21 protein-coding genes and 2 tRNA genes are annotated in these 26,160 nt (G+C 67.1%); 13 read left to right on the top strand and 10 right to left on the bottom strand.

What is annotated here, in order from left to right:
• Nucleotides 1-49 precede the first annotated feature (49 nt).
• The gene (gene ppx / locus K309_RS0110605) at nt 50-1,582 is read left to right on the top strand and encodes an exopolyphosphatase (protein WP_029046391.1); all 1,533 of its coding nucleotides are present in this window, start codon (nt 50-52) and stop codon (nt 1,580-1,582) included.
• Nucleotides 1,583-1,645: 63 nt separating this feature from the next.
• Here the strand turns inward: ppx and K309_RS0110610 are convergent, their stop codons facing one another.
• The 3 genes from K309_RS0110610 to infA all read right to left on the bottom strand — a co-directional run bounded on the left by K309_RS0110610 (nt 1,646) and on the right by infA (nt 3,848).
• Nucleotides 1,646-2,485: a GNAT family N-acetyltransferase gene (locus K309_RS0110610; protein WP_029046392.1), complete on the bottom strand. Its 840-nt coding sequence runs from the start codon at nt 2,483-2,485 to the stop codon at nt 1,646-1,648.
• A 425-nt stretch (nt 2,486-2,910) separates the two neighbouring features.
• The gene (locus K309_RS0110615) at nt 2,911-3,387 is read right to left on the bottom strand and encodes a SixA phosphatase family protein (RefSeq protein WP_029046393.1); all 477 of its coding nucleotides are present in this window, start codon (nt 3,385-3,387) and stop codon (nt 2,911-2,913) included.
• A 239-nt stretch (nt 3,388-3,626) separates the two neighbouring features.
• Nucleotides 3,627-3,848: a translation initiation factor IF-1 gene (infA, locus tag K309_RS0110620; protein WP_008641674.1), complete on the bottom strand. Its 222-nt coding sequence runs from the start codon at nt 3,846-3,848 to the stop codon at nt 3,627-3,629.
• A gap of 649 nt (nt 3,849-4,497) precedes the next feature.
• On the opposite strand from infA, the gene K309_RS0110625 reads away from it, so the two are divergent.
• Complete coding sequence (locus K309_RS0110625; protein ID WP_029046394.1) at nt 4,498-5,019, top strand: membrane protein; 522 nt, start codon at nt 4,498-4,500, stop codon at nt 5,017-5,019.
• A gap of 163 nt (nt 5,020-5,182) precedes the next feature.
• A complete protein-coding gene (locus K309_RS0110630; RefSeq protein WP_029046395.1) occupies nt 5,183-5,941 on the top strand; it encodes an exonuclease domain-containing protein in 759 nt (252 codons plus the stop codon).
• Between the two features lie 94 nt (nt 5,942-6,035).
• On the opposite strand, the gene K309_RS0110635 is transcribed toward K309_RS0110630, so the two are convergent.
• Nucleotides 6,036-6,112 (bottom strand) — tRNA-Pro (locus K309_RS0110635).
• Nucleotides 6,113-6,503: 391 nt separating this feature from the next.
• Here K309_RS0110635 and K309_RS36345 point away from each other — a divergent pair.
• From K309_RS36345 to K309_RS0110660, 4 genes are all read left to right on the top strand, one after another.
• A complete protein-coding gene (locus K309_RS36345; protein WP_035877213.1) occupies nt 6,504-7,751 on the top strand; it encodes a GGDEF domain-containing protein in 1,248 nt (415 codons plus the stop codon).
• 51 nt (nt 7,752-7,802) lie between these two features.
• A tRNA-Arg gene (locus K309_RS0110645) sits at nt 7,803-7,879 on the top strand.
• A 472-nt stretch (nt 7,880-8,351) separates the two neighbouring features.
• A complete protein-coding gene (locus K309_RS0110655; RefSeq protein WP_029046396.1) occupies nt 8,352-8,819 on the top strand; it encodes a nucleoside deaminase in 468 nt (155 codons plus the stop codon).
• A gap of 192 nt (nt 8,820-9,011) precedes the next feature.
• Entirely contained in the window at nt 9,012-10,262 is a 1,251-nt protein-coding gene (locus tag K309_RS0110660) for an MFS transporter (RefSeq protein WP_029046397.1), read from the top strand.
• A gap of 15 nt (nt 10,263-10,277) precedes the next feature.
• Here K309_RS0110660 and K309_RS0110665 read toward each other — a convergent pair whose 3' ends face one another.
• Genes K309_RS0110665 through K309_RS41645 form a run of 5 tightly spaced genes read right to left on the bottom strand, consistent with a single transcriptional unit; the run spans nt 10,278 to nt 16,941 of the window.
• Complete coding sequence (locus K309_RS0110665; RefSeq protein WP_029046398.1) at nt 10,278-11,420, bottom strand: ABC transporter permease; 1,143 nt, start codon at nt 11,418-11,420, stop codon at nt 10,278-10,280.
• 1 nt (nt 11,421) lies between these two features.
• Nucleotides 11,422-14,193, bottom strand: coding sequence for a ribosome-associated ATPase/putative transporter RbbA (rbbA, locus tag K309_RS0110670; RefSeq protein WP_029046399.1), 2,772 nt, complete (start codon nt 14,191-14,193; stop codon nt 11,422-11,424).
• A 2-nt stretch (nt 14,194-14,195) separates the two neighbouring features.
• Nucleotides 14,196-15,266, bottom strand: coding sequence for an HlyD family secretion protein (locus K309_RS0110675; protein WP_029046400.1), 1,071 nt, complete (start codon nt 15,264-15,266; stop codon nt 14,196-14,198).
• Nucleotides 15,263-16,771, bottom strand: a complete 1,509-nt coding sequence (locus K309_RS36350; protein ID WP_084402391.1) for an efflux transporter outer membrane subunit — start codon at nt 16,769-16,771, stop codon at nt 15,263-15,265. Before K309_RS36350 ends, K309_RS0110675 begins: the two co-directional genes overlap by 4 nt.
• The gene (locus K309_RS41645) at nt 16,771-16,941 is read right to left on the bottom strand and encodes a hypothetical protein (protein ID WP_156914338.1); all 171 of its coding nucleotides are present in this window, start codon (nt 16,939-16,941) and stop codon (nt 16,771-16,773) included. The genes K309_RS36350 and K309_RS41645 overlap by 1 nt, the downstream gene beginning before the upstream one ends.
• Before the next feature lie 245 nt (nt 16,942-17,186).
• Between K309_RS41645 and K309_RS0110690 the strand changes: the two genes are divergently transcribed.
• Nucleotides 17,187-17,828 (top strand): TetR/AcrR family transcriptional regulator, encoded by a 642-nt coding sequence (locus K309_RS0110690; protein ID WP_051320405.1) that lies wholly within the window; start codon nt 17,187-17,189, stop codon nt 17,826-17,828.
• A gap of 98 nt (nt 17,829-17,926) precedes the next feature.
• Here the strand turns inward: K309_RS0110690 and fabI are convergent, their stop codons facing one another.
• A complete protein-coding gene (gene fabI / locus K309_RS0110695; RefSeq protein WP_029046402.1) occupies nt 17,927-18,712 on the bottom strand; it encodes an enoyl-ACP reductase FabI in 786 nt (261 codons plus the stop codon).
• A gap of 211 nt (nt 18,713-18,923) precedes the next feature.
• On the opposite strand from fabI, the gene K309_RS0110700 reads away from it, so the two are divergent.
• The 5 genes from K309_RS0110700 (at nt 18,924) to K309_RS0110720 (ending at nt 25,762) form a co-directional block, all read left to right on the top strand.
• A complete protein-coding gene (locus K309_RS0110700) occupies nt 18,924-20,813 on the top strand; it encodes an extracellular solute-binding protein (RefSeq protein WP_029046403.1) in 1,890 nt (629 codons plus the stop codon).
• A 41-nt stretch (nt 20,814-20,854) separates the two neighbouring features.
• Nucleotides 20,855-21,904, top strand: coding sequence for a microcin C ABC transporter permease YejB (locus tag K309_RS0110705; protein WP_029046404.1), 1,050 nt, complete (start codon nt 20,855-20,857; stop codon nt 21,902-21,904).
• Nucleotides 21,901-23,019: an ABC transporter permease gene (locus tag K309_RS0110710; RefSeq protein ID WP_029046405.1), complete on the top strand. Its 1,119-nt coding sequence runs from the start codon at nt 21,901-21,903 to the stop codon at nt 23,017-23,019. Before K309_RS0110705 ends, K309_RS0110710 begins: the two co-directional genes overlap by 4 nt.
• The gene (locus K309_RS0110715; RefSeq protein WP_029046406.1) at nt 23,016-24,683 is read left to right on the top strand and encodes an ABC transporter ATP-binding protein; all 1,668 of its coding nucleotides are present in this window, start codon (nt 23,016-23,018) and stop codon (nt 24,681-24,683) included. Before K309_RS0110710 ends, K309_RS0110715 begins: the two co-directional genes overlap by 4 nt.
• 398 nt (nt 24,684-25,081) lie before the next feature.
• On the top strand, nt 25,082-25,762 hold the full coding sequence (locus K309_RS0110720; RefSeq protein ID WP_029046407.1) for a C40 family peptidase: 681 nt from the start codon (nt 25,082-25,084) through the stop codon (nt 25,760-25,762).
• Nucleotides 25,763-26,160 lie beyond the last annotated feature (398 nt).

The raw sequence follows: 26,160 nt of genomic DNA on the forward strand, positions 1-26,160 counted from the left end.
CCGCGCCGAGCCACGCAACACGAACGCGAACCAGCCCTCCTAGCACACGATGAACAACACTCCACGCTTGCTCGCCGCCGTCGACATGGGCTCGAACAGCTTCCGCCTGATGATCGGGCGGGTGGACGAGACCACCACGGCCAACGGCACCGCGAGCCAGATCTTCCAGGTCGACGCCCTGCGTGAGCCCGTACGGCTGGCGGCTGGCCTGACGCCAGACAAATACCTGGACCAGCCCGCGCGCCGGCGTGGCATCGATGCGCTGCGGCGCTTCGGCGACCGCCTGCGCGACTTCGCGCCGGACCAGGTGCGCGCGGTCGCCACCAATACGCTGCGCGTCGCCAAGAATGCATCCGAGTTCCTGATCGAGGCCGAGAATGCGCTCGGCTTCCCGATCGAAGTCATCGCCGGGCGCGAAGAAGCGCGGCTGATCTACCTGGGCGCCTCGCACGATGCGCCCGCCTGCCAGGGCAACCGGCTGGTGGTGGATATCGGCGGCGGCTCGACGGAATTCATCATCGGCAGCGGCTACCAGTCCAAGCTGATGGAGAGCCTGTACATCGGTTGCGTTTCGCATAGCCGGACCTTCTTCCCCAGCGGCAACGTCGACGAATATGCGATGAAGCAGGCCGAACTGGCCGCGCGCCGCGAGATCCAGGTGCTGGTGCGCCAGTACCGCGCCGCCGGCTGGGAGCAGGCGGTCGGTTCGTCGGGCACGGCGCGCGCGCTGGCCGAGCTGATCGAGCTCAACGGCATGAACGACAACCCGGCCGACCACGGCATCACGCGCGAAGGGCTGGAGCGCCTGAAGCGCGCGCTGATCAAGGCCGAGAACACCAACCGCGTGAAGCTGACCGGGCTGAAGGCGGACCGCATCCCGGTGCTGCCGGGCGGGTTGTCGATCATGCTGGGCGTGTTCGCCGAACTCGACATCGACCGCATGGACGTCACCGACGGCGCGTTGCGCCTGGGCGTGCTCTACGACCTGCTGGGGCGCAGCCACCATGAGGACATGCGTACCGTCACGGTCGACCAGTTCATGCGCCGCTACGGCGTCGACCGTGCCCAGTCAGGGCGCGTGCGCGGCACCTCGCAGGCGCTGCTGGCACAGTTCCCGGATCCCGCCAACGAACGGCGCGAAGATAACCTGGCGCTGCTGGGCTGGGCCGCGAGTTTGCATGAAATCGGCATGTCGATCTCGCACAGCGGCTACCACAAGCATTCGGCGTATATCGCCACGCATGCGGACATGCCGGGCTTCTCCAAGACCGACCAGGCGCGCCTGGCCACGCTGCTGCTGGGGCATGCGGGCAAGCTTGGCAAGCTGTCGGGCAGCGGCAAGTTCGTCGACTGGCGCATGCTGTTCAGCCTGCGCCTGGCCTTTGTGCTGTGCCGGCGCCGTTCGGACGTCGGCTTGCCCGACATCCGCGTCAGCCAGCTGGCCGAGGCGCTCGACGAAGGTTTCGAGGTGCGCCTGCCCAAGACGTGGATCGAAGCCAACCCGCTGATCGAATACAGCCTCGCGCAAGAGGCCGACGAATGGCAGCGGATCGGCAAGCGCTACAAGGTCGTCTACGACTGACGAACGGCTGAGCCCTGGAGGAAGGGGGCCGCCGTTCAGGCGGCCCGGATCATATGGCCTGGGTCATACGGCCTGGTTCAGGCCGAGGAAGTGGCGGGCGTAGCGCGGGTTCATGTCGTTCACGCGCAGCAGCGTCAGGAAGTCGGCCACGTTGAAATCCGGATCCCAGGCCGGCTGGCCGCAGATCTTCGCCCCCAGGCGCAGGTAGCCCTTGATCAGCGCGGGCGGCTCGACCTCGAGCTGCTGGTTCAGGTCCTCGACCGGCAGCGGCAGGCGCGGAAAGGCATGGTATTCGATCGGTGCCAGGTAGCGCTCGCTGAACAAGCGGTGCAGGCTGGCCGCATAGTGGCCGCCGTCGCTCATCGGCACGCTGGCGCAGCCCAGCATCGACTCGATGCCCCAGCGTTGCAGGTACTCGCCCAGTCCGCCCCACAGCGCCATGATGACGCTGCCCGAGCGATAGTCGCGGTGCACGCAGGAGCGGCCCAGCTCCAGCATCTTGGGGCGCAGGTGGGCAAGGCGCACCAGGTCGAATTCCGATTCCGCGTACAGGCAACCCAGGCGCTTGGCCTGGTGCGGCGGCAGCACGCGGTAAGTACCGACCACGCGCAGCGTGGCCATGTCGCGCACGATCAGGTGGTCGCAGTAGCCATCGAACATGTCGATGTCCAGTTCTGGCACCGAAGATGTCAGGCGTGCGCCCATCTCTTCGGCGAACACCTTGTAGCGCAGGCGCTGCGCTTCGACTACTTCGTCCTGGTGGCGCGCCCACGCCACGCTGAGAGCAGGCGACTCACTTGCCTTATCCGATTGGCGATGAAGACGGCTCCGCGCCGTCTGGCCGCCAAGGCCATTGGGCAAAGAGTCGAAGAGCGGCTGGGTCGGCGTGGGGAGGTCTCGCATCAGTATGTCCTTTTGGTGACGAAACTGTTGCGATGCAATGTAGTGAGCCGCGGTGACAGTGCCGTGACCTGGCGATGACGCTTCCGTGACGTCGGGCGGGCTGCCGGTGCCGGTGGCGCTGTCGCGCGGCCGGGCGGCTTCGGGGGAGGGGGCTGCGGGCGCGCTGGCGCGTTGGCGGGGGCGATGGGGGTCCGACGGGCAATCCATGGGAAATCTCCGTGACACCTGCGATCGATGCCCATGCCTGGCATGGCTAGGGCGGCGCGGCCAGGAGGCGGCGCCGTAGCGACTCTAGGGAGCGGGGATTGCGGCTGCCATCAGCTATTTCAGATTTTGCAGCGCACGACGATGCCGGCAAAGCCGTAGGCTGCAGCCGGCTCGTGCGGGCCGGCTGCAATGGCGAAGTCGGAAATATCTGAACCGCGTCAGAGGAATTCGGGGTTGACGACCGCGCGCAGCACGGTTTGCGATTCGCTTTCGCGGGTCCGTCCGGTCAGCCACCAGATGCCTGCCTTGCGCACGCTCCAGTCCATCTCGTTGCCGGCCAGAAGCAGGCTGGCGACGCGTCCTATCCATGGCTGGTGCCCGACCACCACCACGTGCTCGGTGCGTTCGGGCCATTGGATCGCGGCAAGGACCGCGCTGACGTCGGCGCCGGGGCCCAGCGCTTCGACGATCTGCGCGTCGCCCGTCAGCGCCGCGGCGGTCTCGCGGGTGCGTACGGAGGGGCTGCACAGCACGCGCGTATCCGCCGGCAGATGCGCACGCAGCCATTTGGCGGACGCCTCCGCCTGCTTGCGGCCGCGGCGCGTCAGGGGCCTCTGCAGGTCGGCGTGGCGGCTCAGGCTGAGGGCGTCGGGGAGGTCTTCGGCTTCGGCGTGGCGCCAGAGGATCAGGTTCATGTTGGGCGAGGCGATAGGGATGCTTCGAGTATGGTGAAGCTGCCCGGCCGGCGCAAGCGGGCTCAAGTGGATGGGCCGGCGCCGTGGATGGCCCGTGGATGACCGTAAACGAAACCGGGCTGCCCGTTGGGCAGCCCGCAAGTGTGTCCGGGCGCGGTGTCAGTTACATGACAGCGCGTCGACAGCGCCCCGGAATCGACTTGTGACGGCGGGAGCGGCGGGCTCCGCCGTGCGAAGACTCAGGACTTGTGGCGGAAGTTGATGCGGCCCTTGGTCAGGTCGTAAGGCGACATTTCCAGGGTCACGCGGTCGCCGGCCAGGATGCGGATACGGTGCTTCTGCATCTTGCCCGAAGCGTATGCCCAGATTTCCACGCCGTTTTCCAGCGTGACACGATAGCGGTTGTCAGGCAGGGCTTCCGACACCACGCCGCCAAATTCAATGAGTTCTTCCTTAGCCAATCTGCTTTCCTTTTCGGCAGCCCGCGAAGGCTGCATGGTTGCGTTATCAAAAATTCCGGTCCGGTTCGTCCGGCCCGAGGGCACGGCGCGAACCAGCGCACATTCGCCATGCGGCGAACCGCGCCATTGAAGTCGTTCGGGGCAGGCGCACGCGGATGGTCCCGCGCGGCGCCACGCGTGGCGCCAGATACTCGATCCATGCCGGTCGCGCCCCGGCCAGGCGGGCGCGGATTGCCTGGCGTGGACACTGCCGGTGACGGCCTGGGCGGCCGTACGCTACGCGGAGCAGGGCGGGCAGGTGTACCCGGTGGTTCGCCAGTTCTGATGTCGCCGCGGATGGCCGCGCCGGCTGCTGCTGAGCGCTCGCGAGAGCGCGCTGGTGAGAACGCCCGGTTACAGGGATGCTCGGACACCCCGGGGCTACTTGCTCTTGTATTGTATCACGTACGCAGTTGCAGCATTGCCCCGTGAACACGAGCCAGCAGTGGGACGGTGGCGCCTTGTGCAACGCACGATCCATGCGGATCGCAGTGGTGCATGGGGCACCTGGCATATCCGGCATGCCTTGGTATTTGCCCCATATGAGCTAGAACTAACTCGTACGGCCGCCGGGGAGTCAGCGCGGCCGGAATCTCGCAAGGAGACTGCCATGGAACTCCATCTGGACTCGCACCGCTACGTCCGATGCACGCCGGACTGGCGGGCCGCCGTGGTGGCCGGGCTGATCGCCGGCGCGGTCTACATGGTGCTTGAGCTGTTGACGGCGCGCTTCCTGATGTACCAGGGCGCCTGGGGTACGGTGAAAATGGTGGCGGCCATTATCCTCGGCCGCGAGGCGCTTTCCGCCGATGCCTTCAACTGGACCGTGGTGCTTTCGGCCGGCACGGTTCATTTCGCGCTGTCCATCATACTTTCGGCAGTGCTGGCGATGATCCTGTCGTCATTCCGGCTCGATTCCAGCATGGGGCTGGCGTCGCTGGTTGGCATCGTGTTCGGCATCGTGGTCTACCTGGTCAATTTCTATGTGTTCAGCCGCTATTTCAACTGGTTCGACGAGGCGCGCGGGTGGGAAAGTCTGTTCGCCCACGCACTGTTCGGACTGGTCGCGGCGGATGTGTACGCCAATCTCGAGCGGCGCCGCGGTGACGCCGCCGGCCCGCAGCCGGGCTGAAATGGTGAGCCTTGTGCTGGCGCGCCGGCTGTATCCAACCAGCTGGCGCCCTCGGCTAGCCCATCTGGTTGATATGACGTTTGGCACCCCCGCACTACGCTAGAGGCAAACGACCATAGCGGCCGCCGCCAACCGGCTTGCGGACGGCCACACCGGAGTGCCCATGCGGGTCGCAATCGTCAGTACCGAGACAACCGGGCTCACGCCAGCGGACGAGCCTGTCAGCATCGGCCTGCTGCTTGTCGAAGTGGCGCCGAGGGCGGGCAGTCTCGTGCGCGAAATCACTGACTATTACGGTTCGCAGGAGCCCACCAGGCCGATCAGCGAGGCCGCCACCGGCATGCACGGCCTGACCGCCGAAATGCTGCGCGGGCAGCGCTTCGATGTCGGTGCGATCCGCGCCATCGTCGAAGATGCCGACGTGCTGGTCGCCCACGGCGCCGAATTCAATGTCCGCATGCTGGAGAAAGTGCTGCCCGATATACAGCGCAAGCGCTGGCGCTGCTCGGTGCGCCAGGTGCGCTGGTCCCAGTACTTCCATGCGCCCAACCACAAGCTGGATACGCTGTGTGATCACCTGCGCATCTTCCGGCCGCGGCCGCAAATCGCGCTGGACGACTGCCTGGCGCTGTCCAAGCTCCTGTTCCAGCAGATGGGAGCGGTGGGCCAGGCCACGCCGATGGGCTTCCTGCTGGCGCAGCCGGACTATTTGCCGCGGATTGTCGTGCAAGGTGCGGCGGCTTCCCCGGCCAATGTGGCGCCGCCAACTCCCGTGCCGCCACAAGGGGACGGGAGGGCTGGCTGGCTGCCGCAGGTCGACAAACAACACGACGGTGCCAGCCGCGGGCTCGTGCTGGTGGCCGTGTTACTGCTGCTGACCGCGGCCGCGCTGATCTGGCCGGACATGATGCCGCGGTGGTGAGCGGGGCCGACGCTGTTGCGCAGGGGCGGGCAGAAAAGAAAAACGGCCTGGACATCGCTGTCCAGGCCGTGTTCCTTGAAGCCAAATCAAAAACTGGTCGGGGCGACATGATTCGAACATGCGACCCTCTGATCCCAAATCAGATGCGCTACCAGGCTGCGCTACGCCCCGAAGCCCGCGATTGTAGCGCGCACTGGCAGGGTCGGTCAATCTGGCGTACCCGGCACATGGTCGGACGCGGGCTGGTCCGCGGGCGCGCTCCTCTTGGCGGGGGCACTTTGGCTTGACTTGGGTTTGCGCGCTGCGATAATCCGCACACCGCTCTGGTCCGGCCGGCGTGATGTTGGGAATGCTGGTTTGCAGATTTCTTACGGACTGACCTGATCACCATAACAAGAACGGCGCTCCCTGTCCTGGCGAGCGCCTCGGCGCGCTGGCATCGCCTCGGCGGCCTGCTTCAGGCTATGCGGCAATCGATGGCAACGGTCCGGAACAGGACCGGCATAAGAAAGGGAAAGGCGGGCCTGGCGGGGCGCCGCTTGTCGCCTTGGACGGGATGAAGATGTTTCAGTCGCATATTGTGGTGCTCATCGCGGGGCTGTTTGCCTTGCAGATGGCGGTGGTTTGCGTCGTATTGCGTCGGTCCGCGGGCATGGGTCGCAGTGGCCTGACGTCATGGGCGCTGGGCGATGTCGCCGCGGCGATCGCCGCGGTGCTGGCTGCGGTGCAGGACGCGCGCCCCGCGTGGCTGGCGCCGGAGGCAACCGACCTCGCGTTGCTGGCTGCGCTCGCCTTGATGGCGATCGGGGCGCGTCATTTTGCCGGTCGCTCCGGCAGGACCGGATTGCTGCTTGGAAGCTGCCTGGCTGCCGCGGTCGGCGTGGCATGGCAGATAGTGGCGCCCGGCATTCCCGATGCGCCGCTGGCATGGCTGCAGATGGCGCCGCTGTTGACGGCATGCCATATCGGCCTGCTGCTCGACGTGACCCGCAGCATCGGCCCATCGTTGCGCACCGCGCGCGGCATCGGGCGCCTGGCGGCCGCATCGCTGGTGCTGATCGCCATTGCCGTGGCCGCGACCAATGCATGGACCATGGCATTGCCCGTTGCCGCGCTGGTGCAGGACGGCGCCTGGCCGCGGCCATTGCCGTGGGACGGCGAGCTGGCCATGCTCAACGTCTTCGCGCTGGTTGGTGTCTCGGTCAGCATTGCGCTGATGGCGCACGACCGGCTGCGGCGCATGCTGGAGCGGCGCGCGTGCCATGACGACCTGACCGACGTGCTGCTGCGCGGGGCCTTCTGGGAATCGCTCGAACAAGCCTGCCTGCAGGCCGAGCGCCAGCGCAAGCCGTTGACCGTGGCCTTTGTGGACCTGGACCACTTCAAGGCGATCAACGATGTCTACGGGCACCTGGCCGGCGACAGCGTGCTGCGGCACTTCGCCGGGCTGCTGCGGCGTACCAGCGGCCCGCAGGACGTGATCGGGCGACTGGGCGGCGAAGAGTTTGCCATCGTCATGCCGGATACCGGAATGGAGAATGGCCGGCTGGCCTGCATGCGGCTGGCGACCGCCGTGCGCGCGAACCCCTGTCCTTCCGAGCCCGATGCGATCGCCTACACCGTCAGCATCGGCCTGGCCACGCGCAACCCCGGGGAGGGCGCCGACGCGCTGATGCGCCGCGCCGACCGCGCCTTGTATGACGCCAAGCTCAAAGGCCGCAACGGCGTGTCGATGCACCCGGTTGCCGACAACCATACGCCGGCGGCGGGCCGCTACGTCACCCGCGGGAGCGAGCGCCTGGCATCCTGAACGCCGCGGATCCGCACTGCGGGCCGGCGCTGCGGTAGAATGCACGCCTTCGCGTCCTTAGCTCAGTTGGATAGAGCACTCGCCTTCTAAGCGAGCGGTCAGAGGTTCGAGTCCTCTAGGACGCGCCACTGTCCACGGCACATCTGCCGAACCATTCCCAGTTCCCCCGGCCCGTGCGCACCCCGAAAATCAGGGCAAGAGCAAGAACCGCTGCATCAGCGCCGTCAGCCTGGGTTCGATCAGATCTTCGTCAAAACGCAAAGACCCCGGATCGGTCAGCAGGGTAAGCGTGCCTACGACCATCTGGATGGCGTGCGCACTTCTGCCTCGGAGTCGTCCAGGGCCTGGGGGAAGCGGTTATTTCTTTCCCCGGGTTGCCGGAATATGCGGTGCCCGGAACGGTGCCCCTGAAACGGGCACCGTAGTGTCGAAGGCGATTCGATGCCGATATCGCAGGCACTGCCAGGGCCGATGGCAGGGCTGGCTTCAAATACGCCGTATAACAACTTGCCGCACGCGGCGCACGCACGCTGGCCTATAGTTTGTCGGCCAGCCACCGCATCGGTCCGCCCGGGACCGGGCCCTCATAGGAGATAACGCGTGTCGACCACGGAAACCTATCTGATCGATTCCATCCGCCTTGCCATGGATAACGTACGGGAGCGCAACACCTGGCCTTTCGGCGCCGTGGTGGTCAAAGATGGCAAGGTGCTGGCGCGCGCGGTCAATGAGGTGGAAGCTACCTGCGACCCCAGCGCGCACGCTGAAATGCAGGCAGTGCGCGCCGCGAGCCGGGCACTGGGCAAGCCCGACCTGAGCGGCTGCACGGTCTACGCCAGCGGCTACCCCTGCCCGATGTGCCTGACTGCGATGTACCTTGCCGGCGTCGGGGCGGTCTACTACGCGTATTCCAACGAGGACGGCGCGCCCTATGACCTGTCCGCGGAACGCGGCTATGTCGAGCTTGCGCGGCCGATCGAACAGCGCGAGATGAAGCTGGTCTACCTGCCTGCGCGCGACGAAGGCCCCGACCTCTATGAGGCGTGGCGCGAACGGCAGGAATGCTAGGGCGAAGGGAGGCCGCACCGCTGCGGGCCTGAGCTCAGAGGGGAAGGTGCCGGTGCGTCCGGCACGTTTCGGCGTTTTGCCGCACAATACGGCCTTGCGCGCCGCACAGGAGCACGCTGGATCACCAGAGGCGGGGTCATCGACCCGCCCGGCAGCGGGCGGCATTTCGTAGAACCCTCTGCAATCCTGTACATGGCCGCCCCACATGCACACGCCGCCGCGGACGCTGTCCGCGCGCCTGACGCTCCCCTCCCCACGTCCGCTGAACCGCCGGCACGCTCCGGCCGTCTTGCGCTGCTGGCGCTTGGTGTCGGCAGCTTTGCCATCGGCACCGGCGAGTTCGTCATCATGGGCCTGCTGCCCGATGCCGCGCGCGATCTCGCCATCTCCATCCCCGAAGCCGGCCACCTGATCAGCGCCTATGCGCTGGGCGTGGTCATCGGCGCGCCGCTGCTGGCGGTGCTTGGCGCGCGCTGGCCGCGGCGCAACCTGCTGGTGGCGCTGATGGCGGTGTTCGCGGCGGGCAATCTCGCCAGCGCGATGGCGCCTGCCTACCTGTCGATGCTGGTGGCGCGCCTGCTGACCGGCTTTCCGCACGGCACCTACTTTGGCGTGGCGGCGCTGGTCGCTGCCGGTCTGGTCCCGCGCGAGCGGCGCGCGCAGGCGGTAGGGCTGGTGATGCTGGGCCTGACCATCGCGACGCTGGTCGGCGTGCCGATCGCCGCCACGGTCGGCACCTGGCTCGGCTGGCGATCGGCCTTCGTGATCGTGGGCGCGCTCGGCGCGCTGACGGCGCTGCTGGTGTGGCGCTGCGTGCCGTTCGTGCCGGCCGACCGGCATGCCAGTCCGCTGCGCGAGCTGTCGGCGCTCAGGCGCAAGCAGGTGTGGCTGACGCTGGGCATCGGCGCGATCGGGTTTGGCGGCATGTTCTCCGTGTTCAGCTACATCAAGCCGACCATGCTCGAACTGGCGCATATGCCGGCCGCGGGCATCCCCGTGGTGCTGGCGCTGTTCGGCGTCGGCATGGTGGCGGGCAATCTCGCCGGCGCGCGACTGGCCGACAAGGCGCTGATGCCGACCATCGGCGGCGTGCTGGCATGGACCGCGCTGGTGCTGGGCGCCTTCACCTTCACCGCGCCGCATGCGTGGCTGGCCGCGGCCAATGTGCTGCTGGTCGGCACCGTGGTGGCACTGGGGCCGGCGCTGCAGATCCGGCTGATGGACGTGGCCGGCGATGCGCAGGCACTGGCGGCCGCGCTCAACCACTCGGCGTTCAACCTCGCCAATGCGCTCGGCGCGTGGCTGGGCGGCGTGACCATCGCCGCCGGCTATGGCTGGACCTCGACCGGCTGGGTCGGCCTGCTGCTGGCGCTGGGCGGCCTGGCGATCTATGCCTGGTCGGTGCTCGACATGGACCGCCGCGGCGCCACTGCTGCGGCTTGATCGCTGCTTTCGGCGCTAAGCCATCTGGCTGATGGTCTTGCGGAAGCGGTTCAGCGACAGGCCGAACAGCACCGCGCCGATGCCCAGCAGCGCCAGGAACGGCTTCCACACCACGTCGAGCCCTGCGCCGCGGAACAGGATGGCCTGGCCCAGCGCGACGAAATGTGTGGTGGGCGCGGCCAGCATGATGTCCTGTACCAGCTGCGGCATGCTTTCGCGCGGCGTGGTGCCGCCGGAAAGCATCTGCAGCGGCAGCAGGATCAGCACCATCAGCATGCCGAACTGCGGCATATTGCGCGCCAGCGTGGCCAGGAAAATGCCCATCGACGTCGTGGCGAACAGGTGCAGCAACACGCCGCACATGAACAGCGCGACCGAGCCCTCGATCGGCACGTGCAGCGCGCCACGTACCACCAGTACCAGCGACAGCATGGCGGCGAGCATCACCACCAGCCCCATCGACCACACCTTGGCCAGCATGATTTCGGTCGGCGTGACCGGCATTACCAGCAAATGCTCGATCGTGCCGTGCTCACGCTCGCGGATCAGCGCGGCGCCGGTCAGGATGATGGACAGCATGGTCACGTTGTTGATGATCTGCGTGAGCCCGCCGAACCACGATTGCGTCAGGTTGGGGTTGAAGCGCGCGCGCAGCGCCAGGTCGACCGGCAGCGACGGTGTGTCCCGGTAGCGCTGCACGAACTCGGTCACTTCATCTGTGAACATGCGCTGGATATAGCCGCTGCCGCTGAACGCCTGGGTCATGCGTGTGGCGTCGACGTTCAGCTGCACCTGCGGCGCGCGTCCGGCCAGCACGTCGCGCTGGAAGCCGGGCGGGATGTTGAGTGCAAAGGTAAAGTCGCCGGCGTCCATGCCCCGGTCCATCTGGTCGGGCGAGATCATCTTCGGGGCGGCGAACTGCGGCGGATAGAAGGCCGACACGATGCGCTCGGCCAGCGGCGATGAATCCTCGTTGACCACCGCGATCGGTGCCATGTGCAGCGTCTCGGGCGTGGCGGTGGCGCCGGTGTAGACCGACACCGTGAACACGTAGACGATCAGCACCAGCAGGGTGGGGTCGCGCAGCAGGCTCCACAGCTCCTTGATCCCGAGCCGGTAGATATGCGCGAGCTGGGTAACGAATCCGCGCTGGCGCATCTCAGGTCTCCTGCTTCTTCAGCAGCGTGGCGGTGGCGCCGAAAATCACCGGCACCGCCGCGAGCAGCGCCCAGAACGCGCCGGCAAGGTCATGCAGGCCCAGCGCCTTGTTGAACACGCCGCGGCTGATCGTCAGCATGTGGGTCGCCGGATAGATCTCGCCGGCCAGCCGCGCCGGGCCCTCCAGAGACGACACCGGCACCAGCAGCCCGCTGAACTGCACCGCCGGGATCAGCGTGCCGATCATGGCGAAGAACATCGCGGCGATCTGGCTGCGTGTGAAAGTGGACGCCAGCATGCCGATGCCGGTGGCGCAGAGGGCGTACAGCAATGCCGCCAGCGTCAGCGTGGCGAAGCTGCCCTTGACCGGCACGCCGAACACCGTCACCGCCAGCAGCGACATCAGCAGGAAATTGAACATCGCCAGCCCGACGTAGGGCAGCTGCTTGCCGAGCAGGAATTCCGTGCGCGTGACCGGCGTCACGTACAGGTTGGTGATCGAGCCCATTTCCTTTTCGCGCACCACCGCCAGCGCGGTCAGCATTGCCGGCAGCATCATCAGCAGCAGCGGGATCACGGCCGGCACCATCGCCGGCAGGCTGCGCACGTCGGGGTTGTAGCGGAAGCGCGTTTCCAGCGTGGCGGCACTGACGGCGTTCTGGCCGTAACGGTGGCGCATCTGGTCGAGCAGCCAGCCCTGGTGCATGCCCTGCACGTAGCCCCGCACGGTTTCCGCGCGCGAGGGCATCGAGCCGTCGATCCATATGCCGACCTGCGCGCCAGCGCCACGCTGCACGTCGCGCGCGAAGCCGGCGGGGATTTCCACCGCCAGCGCCAGCTCGCCGCTGCGCATGCGGCGGTCGAGGTCGCCATAGCCCGACAGCGGCGGTTGCTCGATGAAATAGCGAGAGCCCGACAGGTTCAGCGCATATTCCTGGCTGGTCACGGTCTGGTCGTGATCGAGCACGGCGAAGCGCAGGTCTTCCACGTCCATGCCGACGCCATAGCCCATCGCGAACAGCAGGATCACCGAACCCACCAGCGCCAGCGTGCCGCGCACCGGGTCGCGGCGCAGTTCCAGCGCCTCGCGCCACATGTAGGTCAGGGCGCGGCGCAGGCTGAAGCGGGGGCGGCGGGCCGGGGCTGGCTCGGGCGCGGCCGGCGGGTGGTCCGGTGCCTGGGCCGGTGCCTGGGCCGGCGCGGCCTCGTCCGCCGGGCCGTCGCCGCTGGCCTGCTCCAGGTAGCCGATGAAGGCCGCCTCCAACGAGGCCGCGCAGCTGTCGCGCACCAGTGCCGCCGGCGTATCGCTGACCAGCACCCGTCCCGCATGCATCAGCGAGATGCGGTCGCAGCGCTCGGCCTCATTCATGAAGTGGGTGGAGATAAAGATGGTCACGCGGTCGCGCCGCGACAGCTCGATCAGCAGCCGCCAGAAGCCGTCGCGCGCCACGGGGTCGACGCCGGAGGTCGGCTCGTCAAGGATCAGCAGCTCGGGCTTGTGCACCATCGCCACCGCCAGCGACAGCCGCTGGCGCATGCCCAGCGGCAGGTTGGCGGGCAGGGTGTCGAGCACATCTTCCAGGCCGAAGCGGGCCACCATCTCGTCCACGCGCCGCGGAATCTCGCCGGCCGGCACCGCGAACAGCCGCGCGTGCAGCTCCAGGTTCTGCCGTACGGTCAGTTCGTCGTACAGCGAGAATGCCTGCGACATATAGCCCACGCGCTTGCGCGTATCGATGTCGTCCGGGTCGATCTCGCGGCCGAACAGCCAGGCCTTGCCTTCGCTGGCCGGCAACAGGCCGGTCAGCATCTTCATGGTGGTGGATTTGCCGCAGCCGTTGGAACCGAGGAAGCCGAAGATCTCGCCGCGGCGGATGCGGAAGCTGACGTGATCGACCGCGACGAAGTCGCCGAAGCGCATGGTGAGGTCCTGCGCTTCGATGGCGACCGCGGCGTTCTCATCGGCGACCACCGGCGTGATCGATACCGGGCGGTGTCCACGCCGCCGCGCTTCCGGCAGCAGGGCGATGAAGGCGGCCTCGAGCGAGTCGGTGCCGGTGCGCGCCAGCAGTCCGGCGGGCGTGCCGGTGGCCAGGATCTTGCCGGCATCCATGGCCACCAGCCAGTCGAAGCGCTGCGCCTCGTCCATGTACGCCGTGGCCACGATCACGCTCATGCCGGGACGGGTGCCGCGGATGCGCGCAATCAGGTCCCAGAATTGCGCCCGCGCAAGCGGGTCGACGCCGGTAGTCGGTTCATCGAGGATCAGCAGGTCGGGGTCATGGATCAGCGCGCAGCACAGGCCCAGCTTCTGCTTCATGCCGCCGGACAACTTGCCCGCGGGGCGCGCCAGGAACGGGTGCAGGCCGGTGCTGCGCGTCAGGTCGTCGATGCGGCGGCGGCGCTCGCCGGCGCCGTGGCCGAACAGGCGGGCGAAGAACTGCAGGTTTTCTTCCACCGACAGTGTCGGATAGAGGTTCTTGCCAAGCCCCTGCGGCATGTAGGCGATGCGCGGGCACACCGCGTCGCGGTGGCGCGGCGAACGCATGTCGCCACCGAACGCCTGCACCGCGCCCACCTGCACCGCGCGCGCGCCGGCCACCAGCGACAGCAGGCTGGACTTGCCCACGCCGTCGGGCCCGATCAGGCCGATCATGCGGCCCGCCGGCACTTCCAGGTCAATGCCATCCAGCGCCACGGTATCGCCGTACCGAAGGCTGACGCCAGCCAGGTGCGCGACCGCGGCGGGGGCAGGGAGGCCGGTTGCAGGCATGGTCACTGCGGCACCCTGACGCTGAGGTTGTCAGGCCACGGCGTGTTGGGATCGAGCTTGACCCACGCCACGCCCGGCACGCCGGTCTTGACCTGCTTCAGGTGCTTCTGGAGCAGGTCGCGGTCGATCTGCGCCTTGATGCGGAACATCAGTTTTTCGCGTTCGCTGGCGGTCTCGACGGTCTTGGGCGTGAACTGCGCGGTGCTGGCGACGAACGACACCCTGGCCGGGATCACATAGCCGGGCGCGGCGTCGAGAATGATGCGCGCTTCCGCGCCCAGTGGCACCCGCCCCGCGACCGTGGCCGGCAGGAAGAAGGTCATGTAGACGTCGGACAGGTCAACCAGGTTGAGCACTTTGCCGCCGGCGCCCAGCACTTCGCCGGGCTGGGCGATGCGGTACTGCACGCGCGCGTCGCGCGGCGAGGTCAGCTGGCTGTCGGCGATATCGGCCTGGATGCGCGCGACGGTAGCTTCGGCGGCCGTGATTGCCGAGCGCGCGCCGATCAGTTGGGCCTTGGCCGCTTCCACGGCGGCCTGTGCCGCGGCGACCTGGGCCTTCGCCGCGGCCAGCGCGGCCTGCGCGCTGCGCACGCGCGCACGGTCGTCGTCCAGTTCCTGGATCGACGAGGCGCCTTCGCGCGACAGCGTGCTAGAACGCGCCAGGCGCCGCTGCGCCGCGTCGAGTTCGCTTTCGCGCTGTGCCACCAATGCCTGCGCCGCGAGCTTGTCGCTCTGGCGCACCGCGACCTGCGCTTCGGCGCTGGTCGCGGTATTGATGGCCTGCTGCTGTTGCGCCCGCGCTTCGTCGCGCTGCGCTTCCAGTGTCTGGATCTGCATGCGCGCCAGCGGCGCCCCCGCGGAGACGAAATCGCCTTCGTTGACGAGGATGCTGTCGACGCGGCCGGCCAGCTTGGTGGCCACGTCGATCTGCGTGGCTTCGATGCGGCCATTGCCGCTGGCAAAGCCGGGACCGGGGCCGTTGTCGCGCATCGCGCGCCAGCCGTAGACGCCGGCGGCGATGGCCGCTGCGACGGCGAGCAAGGGGAGGAGTTTCTTGGCCTGGACCTTCATGAGGAGGGCGTCTCGGAAGAGGTTGGAACGGAAGCACCGGCTGCCGCCGGCCCGGCGAAGTCGGCTGCGCCGCCGCCGAGCGCGGTGTAGAGGGCGACACGGCTCGACAGCAGCGCGCGGCGCGTCTGCACCAGCAGTTGCTGCGCGGCGAGCAGGTCGCGCTGCGCATCGAGGACTTCGAGATAGGGCGTGGCGCCATTGTCGTAGCGCAGCTTGGCCAGCCGCGCGCGCTCGGCCTGCAGGTCCAGCGTGGCTTGCAGGTCAGTGACTTGCCGGGCCAGCTGGGCGCGCGCATTGAGCGCATCGGAGACATCGCGGAAGGCCGACTGGATCGCCTTCTCGTACTGCGCCACGGCCTGGTCGCGCCGTACTTCTGCGAGCTGCAGGTTGCTGCGGTTTCGGCCGCCGTCGAAGATCGGCAGTGAAAGCGTCGGGCCGAAGCTCCAGGCGCGGTTGGGGCCGGTGAAGAGGTTGTCCAGTTCGAGGCTGGCCGTGCCGATCGAGCCGGTCAGTGCGATGCGCGGAAAGAATGCCGCGCGGGCCGCGCCGATATTGGCGTTGGCCGCCGCGAGCTGGTACTCCGCGGCGACGATGTCGGGACGGTTGGCCAGCAGGTCGGAAGGCAGGCCGGGCCGCACGTCGCGCACAACGTGGTCGTCATCGAACCGGTGCCCCGCTGGCGGCAGATCCACTGGCGCGCCGACCAGCAATGCGAGCGCATTGGCCTGCGCGGTGCGTTCCTGCTCCAGCTGCGCGCCCAGCGTGCGCGCTTGCCGCCACAGTGCCTCGACCTGCGTCAGGTCGAACTTGGAGGTGGATCCCAGCTCGTAGCGCCGGCTGAAGATGCGCAGCGATTCGGCGCGCGTGGCGATGGTTTCATCGGTCAGCGCGATGCGCTCGTCGAGCTCGCGCAGCACCAGGTAGCTGTTGGCGACCTGGCCCACCAGGCTGGTCGCGGCGGCCTGGCGCGCGGCGTCGGTGGCCAGGTAGTTCTGCAGCGCGGCGTCCTTCAGGCTGCGCACGCGGCCCCAGAAATCGAGTTCCCATGCAGTCATGCCGAGCCCGACCTGGAAGTCGTTCGCCGTTATCGGCTTGCCGGCCAGGCTGAAGTCGCGCGGGGTGCGCGAGCGCGTGGCGGCGGCGTCGAGGCCGATCGTCGGAAACTGGTCGGCGCGGCGGATGCCGTAGAGCGCCTGCGCTTCCTCCACGCGCAGCACGGCGGCGCGCAGGTCGCGGCTGTTATCCAGCGCCTGCTCGATCAGCGCTTGCAGTGTGGGATCGGTGAAGTACTCGCGCCAGCCGGTGGCGGCGCTGGCAGTGGCCTGGGTGTCGATCCTGCCGGCCTGCGCAAAAGTGGCCGGCACGGGTGCGGCGGGCCGCTCCAGCGGAGGTGCCATCGAGACGCATCCGGCCAGCGCGACGGCGGCAAGAGCAAGGAGGGGAGAGGCCGGATGCCGGCGGCGCCAGGGCGCTGAGTGGAGAGGTGAACGCAGGGGAGTGCCCATTACTCCGTCCTGCGGCGTTCCGCAAGTCGTTGGCTGCGGACCGGCACCGGCCGGCGTGCGCCGCGGCGGCGACGGATCACAGCGACCAGCGTAAGGCTGCCGAGCGCGGCGGGCGCCAGCGCATACGCCGTCAGGTCACCCAGCAGCGGCACAAGTTCCATGGTGGTCATTGTCTTTTCCCTGCAATTGCGTACAGGGAACACTGTAATCGACCAGGACGCGCCGGGAGCTTAATCGAAATCAACTACCGACCGGCCAGTCGGTAGTTACCCGCTGGTTTGGCGCAAACCGGCGGTGTAGAGTCGAAAGCGATGTCTGCCATGGCGCTTCTCCTGCACCCGGCCGCGGCCGGACTGCTTGGAAGCGGTTGCCCCCGGCATGGCCAGGCCAAATCCATTGCATCAAGGTTGCCGCCATGCCGAACCCGCTCCCTCAAGATCCTGCCGCCGCTACGCGAGCGGCGCGTCAGCGCCTGCCCGCCGACGTGCGCAACCGCCAGATCCTCGACGCCGCGCTGGCGGTGTTTTCCGAGCGCGGCTTCGAGGCAGCACGGATGGACGACATCGCCGCCTGCGCAGGTCTCTCCAAAGGTGGCCTTTACGCCCACTTCCGCAGCAAGGACAAAATCTTCGAAGCGTTGTTGCGTCGCGCGCTCAGCCCGTCAGACCTCGACCTTGCCGCGCTGTGGGCCGCATCGCCCGACATGCGCCACTTTGCCCAGGCTTTCGTCAACCGCATCTACGACGACCTGATGCGGCCGGAGGCATTGGCGGTGCAACGCCTGCTGGTGGCGGAAGGTACGCGCATTCCGCACCTGACCGCGCAATGGCAGCACGATACGGTCGAGGCACTGGTGGCACAGCTTGGGCGCGTGCTGGCGCGTGGCGTGGCGGAGGGAAGCTGCCGCGCAGGTGTCGCCACGCGCCACCCGTGGCTGCTGCTGGCGCCGGTGGCCTACCAGGTGCTGTGGCAGCTGGTGTTCGGCAAGGCCGATGCCGCCACGCTGCGATTGCGGCGGCGAGAGCATGTTGCCCTGGTGCGCGAACTGCTGGCCTAAGGCCGGCTGACGCGCGCGAGAATGGAAAATCTGCCAAAAAAAAGGCGCCATCACTGGCGCCCCTGTCGATTCCGGCGCTGCGGCCGGCAGTTCTGCCGTCAGGCGTCCGCGACGCTCGCGCCGACGATATTGAAACCGCCGTCGACGTAGGTGATCTCACCGGTCACGCCGCTGGCCAGGTCGGACAGCAGGAAGGCGGCCACGTTGCCGACTTCTTCGATGGTCACGTTGCGGCGCAGCGGGGCGGCCTGCTCGAAGTGGCCCAGCAGCTTGCCGAAATCCTTGATGCCCGAGGCGGCCAGCGTCTTGATCGGGCCGGCCGAGATGCCGTTGGCGCGGATGCCGCGCGGGCCGACCGACGACGCCAGGTAGCGCACGCTGGCTTCCAGCGCGGCCTTGGCCAGGCCCATGGTGTTGTAGTTGGGGACCACGCGCTCGGCGCCCAGGTAGGTCAGCGTCAGCAGCGAGGCCTTGTCCGACAGCAGCGGCAGCGCGGCCTTGGCCAGCGCCGGGAAGCTGTAGGCGGAAATGTCTTGGGCGATGCGGAAGCCTTCGCGCGACAGGCCCTCGAGGAAATCGCCGGCGATGGCTTCGCGCGGTGCGAAGCCGATCGAGTGCACCAGCCCGTCGAACTTCTCCCAGCGCTGGCCCAGCGCGGCGAAGGTCGCGGCGATCTGCTCGTCGCTGCCGACGTCGCACTCGAACACCATGTCCGTACCGAATTCCTTGGCAAACTCGCTGATCCGGTCCTTGAACCGTTCGCCGACATAGGTGAAGGCGAGTTCGGCGCCTTCGCGCTTGCACGCGGAGGCAATGCCATAGGCGATCGAGCGGTTCGAGAGCAAGCCCGTGATAAGGATCCGCTTACCTGCCAGAAATCCCATAAGTTCTCCAAGGTGGTGTATCAGGCACGCTTCCTGCGTCCGCCGTGCGGCCGTGCGCGTGCCCTGGATGTTCTGCGGCCGTTTTATTGCGCCGCGCAGAGGGAATGTCCGGATGGCTGGCGCCACCCCGGACGCATGTAAAATTGTCTCATACTTGGCCCGGCCGCAGAACGCCGGGACCCCAGAGGTCATAGTGGAGGAATCCAACGGGATGCCTATTCAAGCACGTTGGCCGCTTCAGGCGGCATGGCAGTGCTTCCGGCGGGATGCGGTACTGCGGTTCGGGCTGGCGGCCATGCTGGCGGCGGGGGTTACCCTGGTCCCTACCCCGGCCATGGCGGCGCATGGGTTCGCGTTGCACGGGGACCTGAAGTATGCGGAGAGCTTCCCGCATTTCGACTATGTCAACCCCAACGCGCCGGCTGGCGGCACGCTCACGCTCGCCAATCCGGACCGGCGCACCAGCTTCGACAAGTTCAACCCGTTCACGCTGAAGGGCACCTCCGCGCCCGGGCTCAATGCGCTGATGTTCGAGTCGCTGCTGGTCAGCAGCGCCGACGAGACCGCCAGTGCCTACGGCCTGCTGGCCGAGGACGTCACGGTCGCGCCGGACGAGCTGTCGGTCACGTTCCGCATCCGCCCGCAGGCGCGCTTCGCCAACGGCGACCCGGTGCTCGCATCGGATGTCAAACATTCTTATGACATGCTGATGAGCAAGGCGTCGAGCCCCGGCTACCGCAGCATGTGCACCGACGTGAAGGCGGTGGTGGTGACCGGCGAGCGCACGCTGCGCTACGACTTCAAGCAGCGCAACCGCGAACTGCCGCTGATCGTCGGCGCGCTGCCGGTGTTTTCGAAGAAGTGGACCGCCAAGGTGCCGTTCGAGAAGCTGACCTTCGAGCCGCCCATCACCAGCGGCCCCTACCTGATCGAGCGCTACGACGCCGGCCGCGGCATCATCTTCAAGCGCGATCCCAACTACTGGGGCAAGGACCTGGCGGTGCGCCGCGGCACCTTCAATTTCGCGCGCGTGGTCTACCGCCTGTACAAGGACGAGACCGCCAAGCTGGAGGCCTACAAGGCCGGCGAGTTCGATGCCATCGTCGAGTACCGCGCCAAGAACTGGGCCAAGAGCTACCAGGGCACGCGCTTCCGCAACGGCGAGCTGATCAAGACCGAATTCCCGCACCGCAATGGCGCCGGCATGCAGGGCTTCGTGATGAACATGCGCAAGCCGGTATTCCAGGACGTGCGCGTGCGCCAGGCGCTGATCCTGGCGTTGGATTTTGAATGGCTGAACCGGCAACTGTTCTACGGCGCCTACAAGCGGCTGGACAGCTGGTTCTCCAACAGCGAGCTGGCCGCCAGCGCCACCTTCGACGGCCGGCCCGGCCCCGGCGAGATGGCGCTGCTGGAGCCGCTGCGCGCCGAACTGCCGCCCGAGGTTTTCGGCCCCGACGTGGTACAGCCCAGCACCGCTCCGCCCCGGTCGCTGCGCGACAACCTGCGCCTGGCCCGGCGCCTGCTGGCACAGGCCGGCTGGACCTACACCGACGGCGCGTTGCGCAATGCCAAGGGCGACCCGTTGGTATTCGAGTTCCTGGACGATGGCGGTGCCATGAGCCGGGTCATCACCACCTATGTGCGCAACCTGGAGAAGCTCGGCATCCAGGTGCACCAGCGCACCACCGACTTTGCGCTGTACCAGAAGCGGCTGGAAGACTTCGATTTCGACATGGTGTCGATCCGCTTCCCCGATTCGCAGAGCCCGGGCAACGAACTGCGCGACCGTTTTGCCAGCGAAGCCGCGACTACGCCCGGCTCGGACAACCTGTTCGGGCTGAAGTCGCCGGTCGTCGACAAGCTGGTCGACAACCTGCTGCATGCCCATACCCGCCAGGAACTGATCACCGCCGGGCGCGCGCTCGACCGGGTGCTGATGCACGGCTACTACATCGTGCCCAACTGGTACAGTGCGTCACACCGTGTGTCGTACCGCAAGGAGCTGGCGTATCCGGAGCGGCTGCCCTATTTCTATACGGCCGAAGGCTGGATCCTGAGCCAGTGGTGGCGCAAGGACGTCCAGCCGCAAGCGCGCTGACGCGTTCAGTGCAGATTAGCTAAAGGAACAAGGACCGGCCGATGCTTGCCTACCTGCTCAAGCGCATCCTGCTGATGATCCCGACGCTGATCGGCGTCATCACGCTGACCTTTGTTGTCATCCAGTTCGTCCCGGGCGGCCCGGTCGAGCAGATGATGATGGAGTTGAAAGGGCGGGGCGGCGCCGGCGAAGCCAGCGGCGGCGGCGCCGAATACCGCGGGCGCCGCGGCGTCGACCCGGAGAAGATCAAGGAGATCCAGGCCCTGTACGGCTTCGACAAGCCGCCGCTGGAGCGTTACTTCCTGATGCTCAAGCGCTTTGCCCAGTTCGACCTGGGCCAGAGCTATTTCCAGCACCGCAGCGTGTGGGAGCTGGTCAAGTCCAAGCTGCCGGTGTCGATCAGCCTGGGTTTGTGGACGTTCTTCCTGACCTACCTGATATCGGTGCCGCTCGGCATCTCCAAGGCGATCCGGGCGGGCAGCCGCTTTGACGTGGTCACCAGCATCGTCGTGCTGGTCGGCTATGCGATTCCCGGCTTCGTGCTCGGCGTGCTGCTGCTGGTGCTGTTCGGCGGCGGCACCTTCGTGCAGTGGTTCCCGCTGCGCGGGCTTACCTCGGACAACTGGGAACAGCTGTCGCTGATGGGCAAGGTGATGGACTACCTGTGGCACCTGGTCCTGCCGATCACCGCCTCGGTGGTGGGCAGCTTCGCCGTGGTGACCATGCTGACCAAGAACGCCTTCCTTGAGGAAATCCGCAAGCAGTACGTGCTGACCGCGCGCGCCAAGGGCCTGGGCGAGCGCCGCGTGCTGTGGAAGCATGTGTTCCGCAACGCGCTGATCCCGCTGGTGACCGGCTTCCCGGCCGCCTTTATCGGCGCTTTCTTCACCGGCTCGCTGCTGATCGAGACGCTGTTCTCGCTCGACGGGCTTGGCCTGCTGTCATATGAGGCCGTGCTGCGGCGCGACTACCCGGTGGTGCTCGGCACGCTCTACCTGTTCACGCTGATCGGGCTGGTCACGCGCCTGATTTCCGACGTCTGCTACGTGCTGGTCGATCCCCGCATCCATTTCGAGGGCCTGCACCGATGAAACCCAACGGCCTGCCGCACTCGCCCTCGCCGCGCCAGCGCGCCTGGCAGCGCTTCCGGCGCAACCGCCGCGGCTACTGGAGCCTGGTGATCTTCGTCGCCATCTTCGTGCTGAGCCTTGGCGCGGAGATGCTGTCGAGCAATCGCCCGCTGGTGGTGCGCTACAAGGGCGACTACTACTTCCCGATCGTCAAGACCTATCCGGAGACGACCTTCGGCGGCGACTTCCCGACGCCGGCCGATTATCTCGATCCGTTTATCCGCGACCGCATCACCTCTGACGACAACTTTGCGGTCTTCCCGCTGAACCGGTATTCGTATGACTCGCTGAACTACTTCGCCAAGGAGCCCAACCCGGCGCCGCCCTCGGCGGAGAACTGGCTCGGCACCGACGACCGCGGCCGCGACATCCTGGCGCGGCTGCTGTACGGCTTCCGCGTGTCGGTGCTGTTCAGCCTGGCGCTGACCGTGATCGGCGTGGTGATCGGCACGCTGACCGGGGCGCTGATGGGCTTCTTCGGCGGCCGCTTCGACCTGTTCTCGCAGCGTGCCATCGAGATCTGGAGTTCGATGCCCGAGCTGTACCTGCTGATCATCTTCGCCTCGATCTTCGAGCCCAGCCTGGCGCTGCTGATCATCCTGCTGTCGCTGTTCGGCTGGATGGGGCTGTCCGACTACGTGCGCGCCGAGTTCTACCGCAACCGCTCGCTGGACTACGTCAAGGCGGCGCGGGCGCTGGGCTTGTCCAATGGGCAGATCATGTGGCGCCATATCCTGCCCAACAGCCTGACCCCGGTGATCACGTTCCTGCCGTTCCGCATGAGCGCGGCGATCCTGGCGCTGACCAGCCTGGACTTCCTTGGCCTGGGCGTGCCGCCGACCACGCCCAGCCTGGGCGAATTGCTGGCGCAAGGCAAGGGCAACCTCGATGCCTGGTGGATTTCGCTGTCGACCTTTACCGTGCTGGTGGTGACGCTGATGCTGCTGACCTTTATGGGCGATGCGCTGCGCGATGCCTTCGACACCCGCCTGGGCCTGGCCGCGCTGCGCGGTCGGGTCGAACCCAAGGTTCCCGCCGGCGCGCCGGCGGCGCCGGCGCCGGGAGTCACGTCATGAGCGCAGTGTCGCCGCTGCTGCAGGCCGCGACCGGCCTCGCGCCCGCCGTCGTTCCGGCCCCGGGCTCCACGCTGATGTGCGTCGACAAGCTGTCCGTCACCTTCGGCCATGGCGAACATGCCACCCGCGCGGTGCGCGAGGTCAGCTTCGACCTGCGCGCCGGCGAGCGCTACGCGCTGGTCGGCGAATCCGGCTCGGGCAAGACTGTGACCGCGTTGGCCATGCTGCGCCTGGTGGAAGATGCCTACTACGACGGCGCGATCCGCTTTGAAGGCAAGAACCTGCTTGAAGTTTCCGACCGCGAGATGCGGGCAATCCGCGGCGCCGAGATCGCAATGATCTTCCAGGAACCGATGACGGCGCTGAACCCGCTGTACACCATCGGCAACCAGATCGTCGAAACGCTGGCGCTGCACGAAGGCCTGGACCGCCGCGCCGCGCGCGAGCGTGCCATCGCGCTGCTGGAGCGCACAGGCATCAGCGACGCCGCCCACCGTTTCGACAGCTTCCCGCACCAGCTGTCCGGCGGCCAGCGCCAGCGCGCCATGATCGCCATGGCGCTGGCGTGCCGGCCCAAGCTGTTGCTGGCCGACGAGCCCACCACGGCGCTGGACGTGACCATCCGCGCCCAGATCATGGACCTGCTGCGCGACCTGCAGGCCGAATTCGGCATGGCGGTGATGCTGATCACCCACGACCTGAACCTGGTGCGCTCCTTTGCCCAGCGCGTGGGCGTGATGGAGAAGGGTGTGCTGGTCGAGACCGGCGAGACCGCCCAGGTATTCGCCGCGCCCCAGCACCCGTATACGCGCAAGCTGATCGACAGCCGCCCGAAGCGCGAGGTGCTGCCGCTGGTGCCGCTGGCGCCGGTGCTGCTGGAGGCGCGCAACCTGAGCGTCAACTACGCGCGCAAGCGCCGCGGCCTGGCCGGCTGGTTCGGCAAGGACCAGTTCGCGGCGGTCAAGGATGTCGATTTCCAGCTGCGCGAGGGCGAGACCATCGGCATCGTCGGCGAATCCGGCTCGGGCAAGACCACGCTGGCGCATACCGTGCTGGCGCTGCAACGCAAGGGCGCCGGCACTATCCATTTCCTTGGGCGCAGCTTTGACGACGCCACGCGCAAGGATCGCTGCCAGCTGCGCTCGCGCATGCAGGTGGTGTTCCAGGACCCGTTCGGTTCGCTGTCGCCGCGCATGACCATCGAGCAGATCGTCGGCGAGGGGTTGGCGCTGCACCAGCCCGGCTTGTCGCGCGAGGCCACGCGCGAGCGCGTGATCGACGCCCTGCGTGAAGTCGGGCTCGACCGCACCGCGCTGGGGCGCTATCCGCACGAGTTCTCCGGCGGGCAGCGCCAGCGCATCGCGATTGCGCGGGTACTGATCCTCAAGCCCCAGGTGCTGGTGCTGGACGAACCGACCTCGGCACTGGACGTCTCGATCCAGCAGCAGGTGCTGGCGCTGCTGTCCCAGCTGCAGCACAAGTACAACCTCAGTTACCTCTTTATCAGCCACGATCTGGCGGTGATCCGCGCCATGGCCCACCGGGTGATCGTGATGAAGGCAGGGGAGGTGGTCGAAACCGGGGAAACCGAGGCGGTGCTCGGTGCGCCGCAGCATCCATATACCCGCAAGCTGATGGCCGCGGCGCAGGTTGGCGCGGCCTGACCGGCGCGCCTGGCAGCATCGCTTTTCACGCCGCCGGACTGGCGGCGTTTTGATATGCGCAATCCGATAAACAGGATGCAAAATTCGGCCTATATCGTTGATTCACAAGTCAAATCCGGCGAATTTGTAACGAACTTTGACATGTGAATGACAACCCTTTACCATCCCGCGAGTACTACTTTTGGGGGTGGTGTCTCCGGCGCATTGAATCGTGCACTGCACGTTGACGGTGCCATTGCCGGGCGGAGCGTGACGCAATAGCGTCCTTTCTGCCTGGCGCGGATGTTGCGTTATGTCCTCCCCGTAGTGCCGGCGTGGTGCACACGCCGTACGCAGATACCCAGCAGCCCCGGACTTTGTGCCGGGGCTTGCTTTGGAAACGATCAACGGGAGAACCAATGCAGCGATCGGTACTTCATTCCCTGGCGCGCGCCGCCGTCGGAATTGCCATTGCCTGCGGTGCGACTGTGTCGAATGGAGTGCTGGCGGACACGGTGTTCAAGGACACCGACGCCCGTATCGATGCCACGGCCCCGGCCGCGGACTCGCATGCGGAAGGCAAGCGTGGCTTGCTGTCGTCGGTGGTGAATTCCACCAGCAACGTTGCCAGCAAGGCTGGCGACCTGGTCATGAACGCGCTGGGCCTGATCGGCGTGCGTTACCGCTTCGGCGGCAACAGCCCCGAATCCGGCCTGGACTGCAGCGGCTTCGTTCGCTACGTGTTCCATGACACCTTCGGCTTCATGCTGCCGCGCCGCTCTGTCGAAATCAGCCGTGTCGGCACCAACGTGGCGACAAGCGACCTGCGTCCGGGCGACCTGGTGTTCTTCAACACCATGCGCCAGACCTTCTCGCACGTTGGCATCTATATCGGCGACAACAAGTTCGTGCATGCCCCGTCCACGGGCAGCAAGATCCGTGTCGACGACATGCGCGCCGCGTACTGGGTCACGCGCTACAACGGCGCGCGCCGTATCGAGGACGATGGCAATAGCCGCAGCGAAAGCCTCGGCGACATGGTCGAGACGCTCAAGCGCTACGACCCCAAGGCCGTACGCGCCACCATGTACGGCGGCTGAGCTTCACGGCGACGCTACCCATGAGAAAGGACTGCCGCGGCAGTCCTTTTTGTTTTGTGCGCCCAGCATGGGCGCACTCTTGTGGGTGCAAGTCCCACCGTAAGTTGATCACAGCGAACGAAGCGAAGCGCAACTGCGAAAGGGCGACCGATCGTGGGGAGGAAGCGTGGAGCGAAGCTGCGAGCCGAGGGACACGAACCGGATAGAAGGCGGTGCCGACCAGGACGAGCGGGCAAAAAGCCGCGAAGTTCTCGTGATCAAGGGGAGGCGGCGTAAATCCGGCGGCTGCGCAGCGAAGGAGTGCGTTCTTACCTGGGGAGATCTCGCCTCATGCCTGAAAGGGCAACGGCGTCGAGCCGGAGCGAGAAGTCAGCAGAGGTCGAAGTAGTTGGGGGTAG

Source organism: Cupriavidus phytohabitans (genome assembly GCF_000426345.1).
Classification (GTDB): Bacteria; Pseudomonadota; Gammaproteobacteria; order Burkholderiales; family Burkholderiaceae; genus Cupriavidus.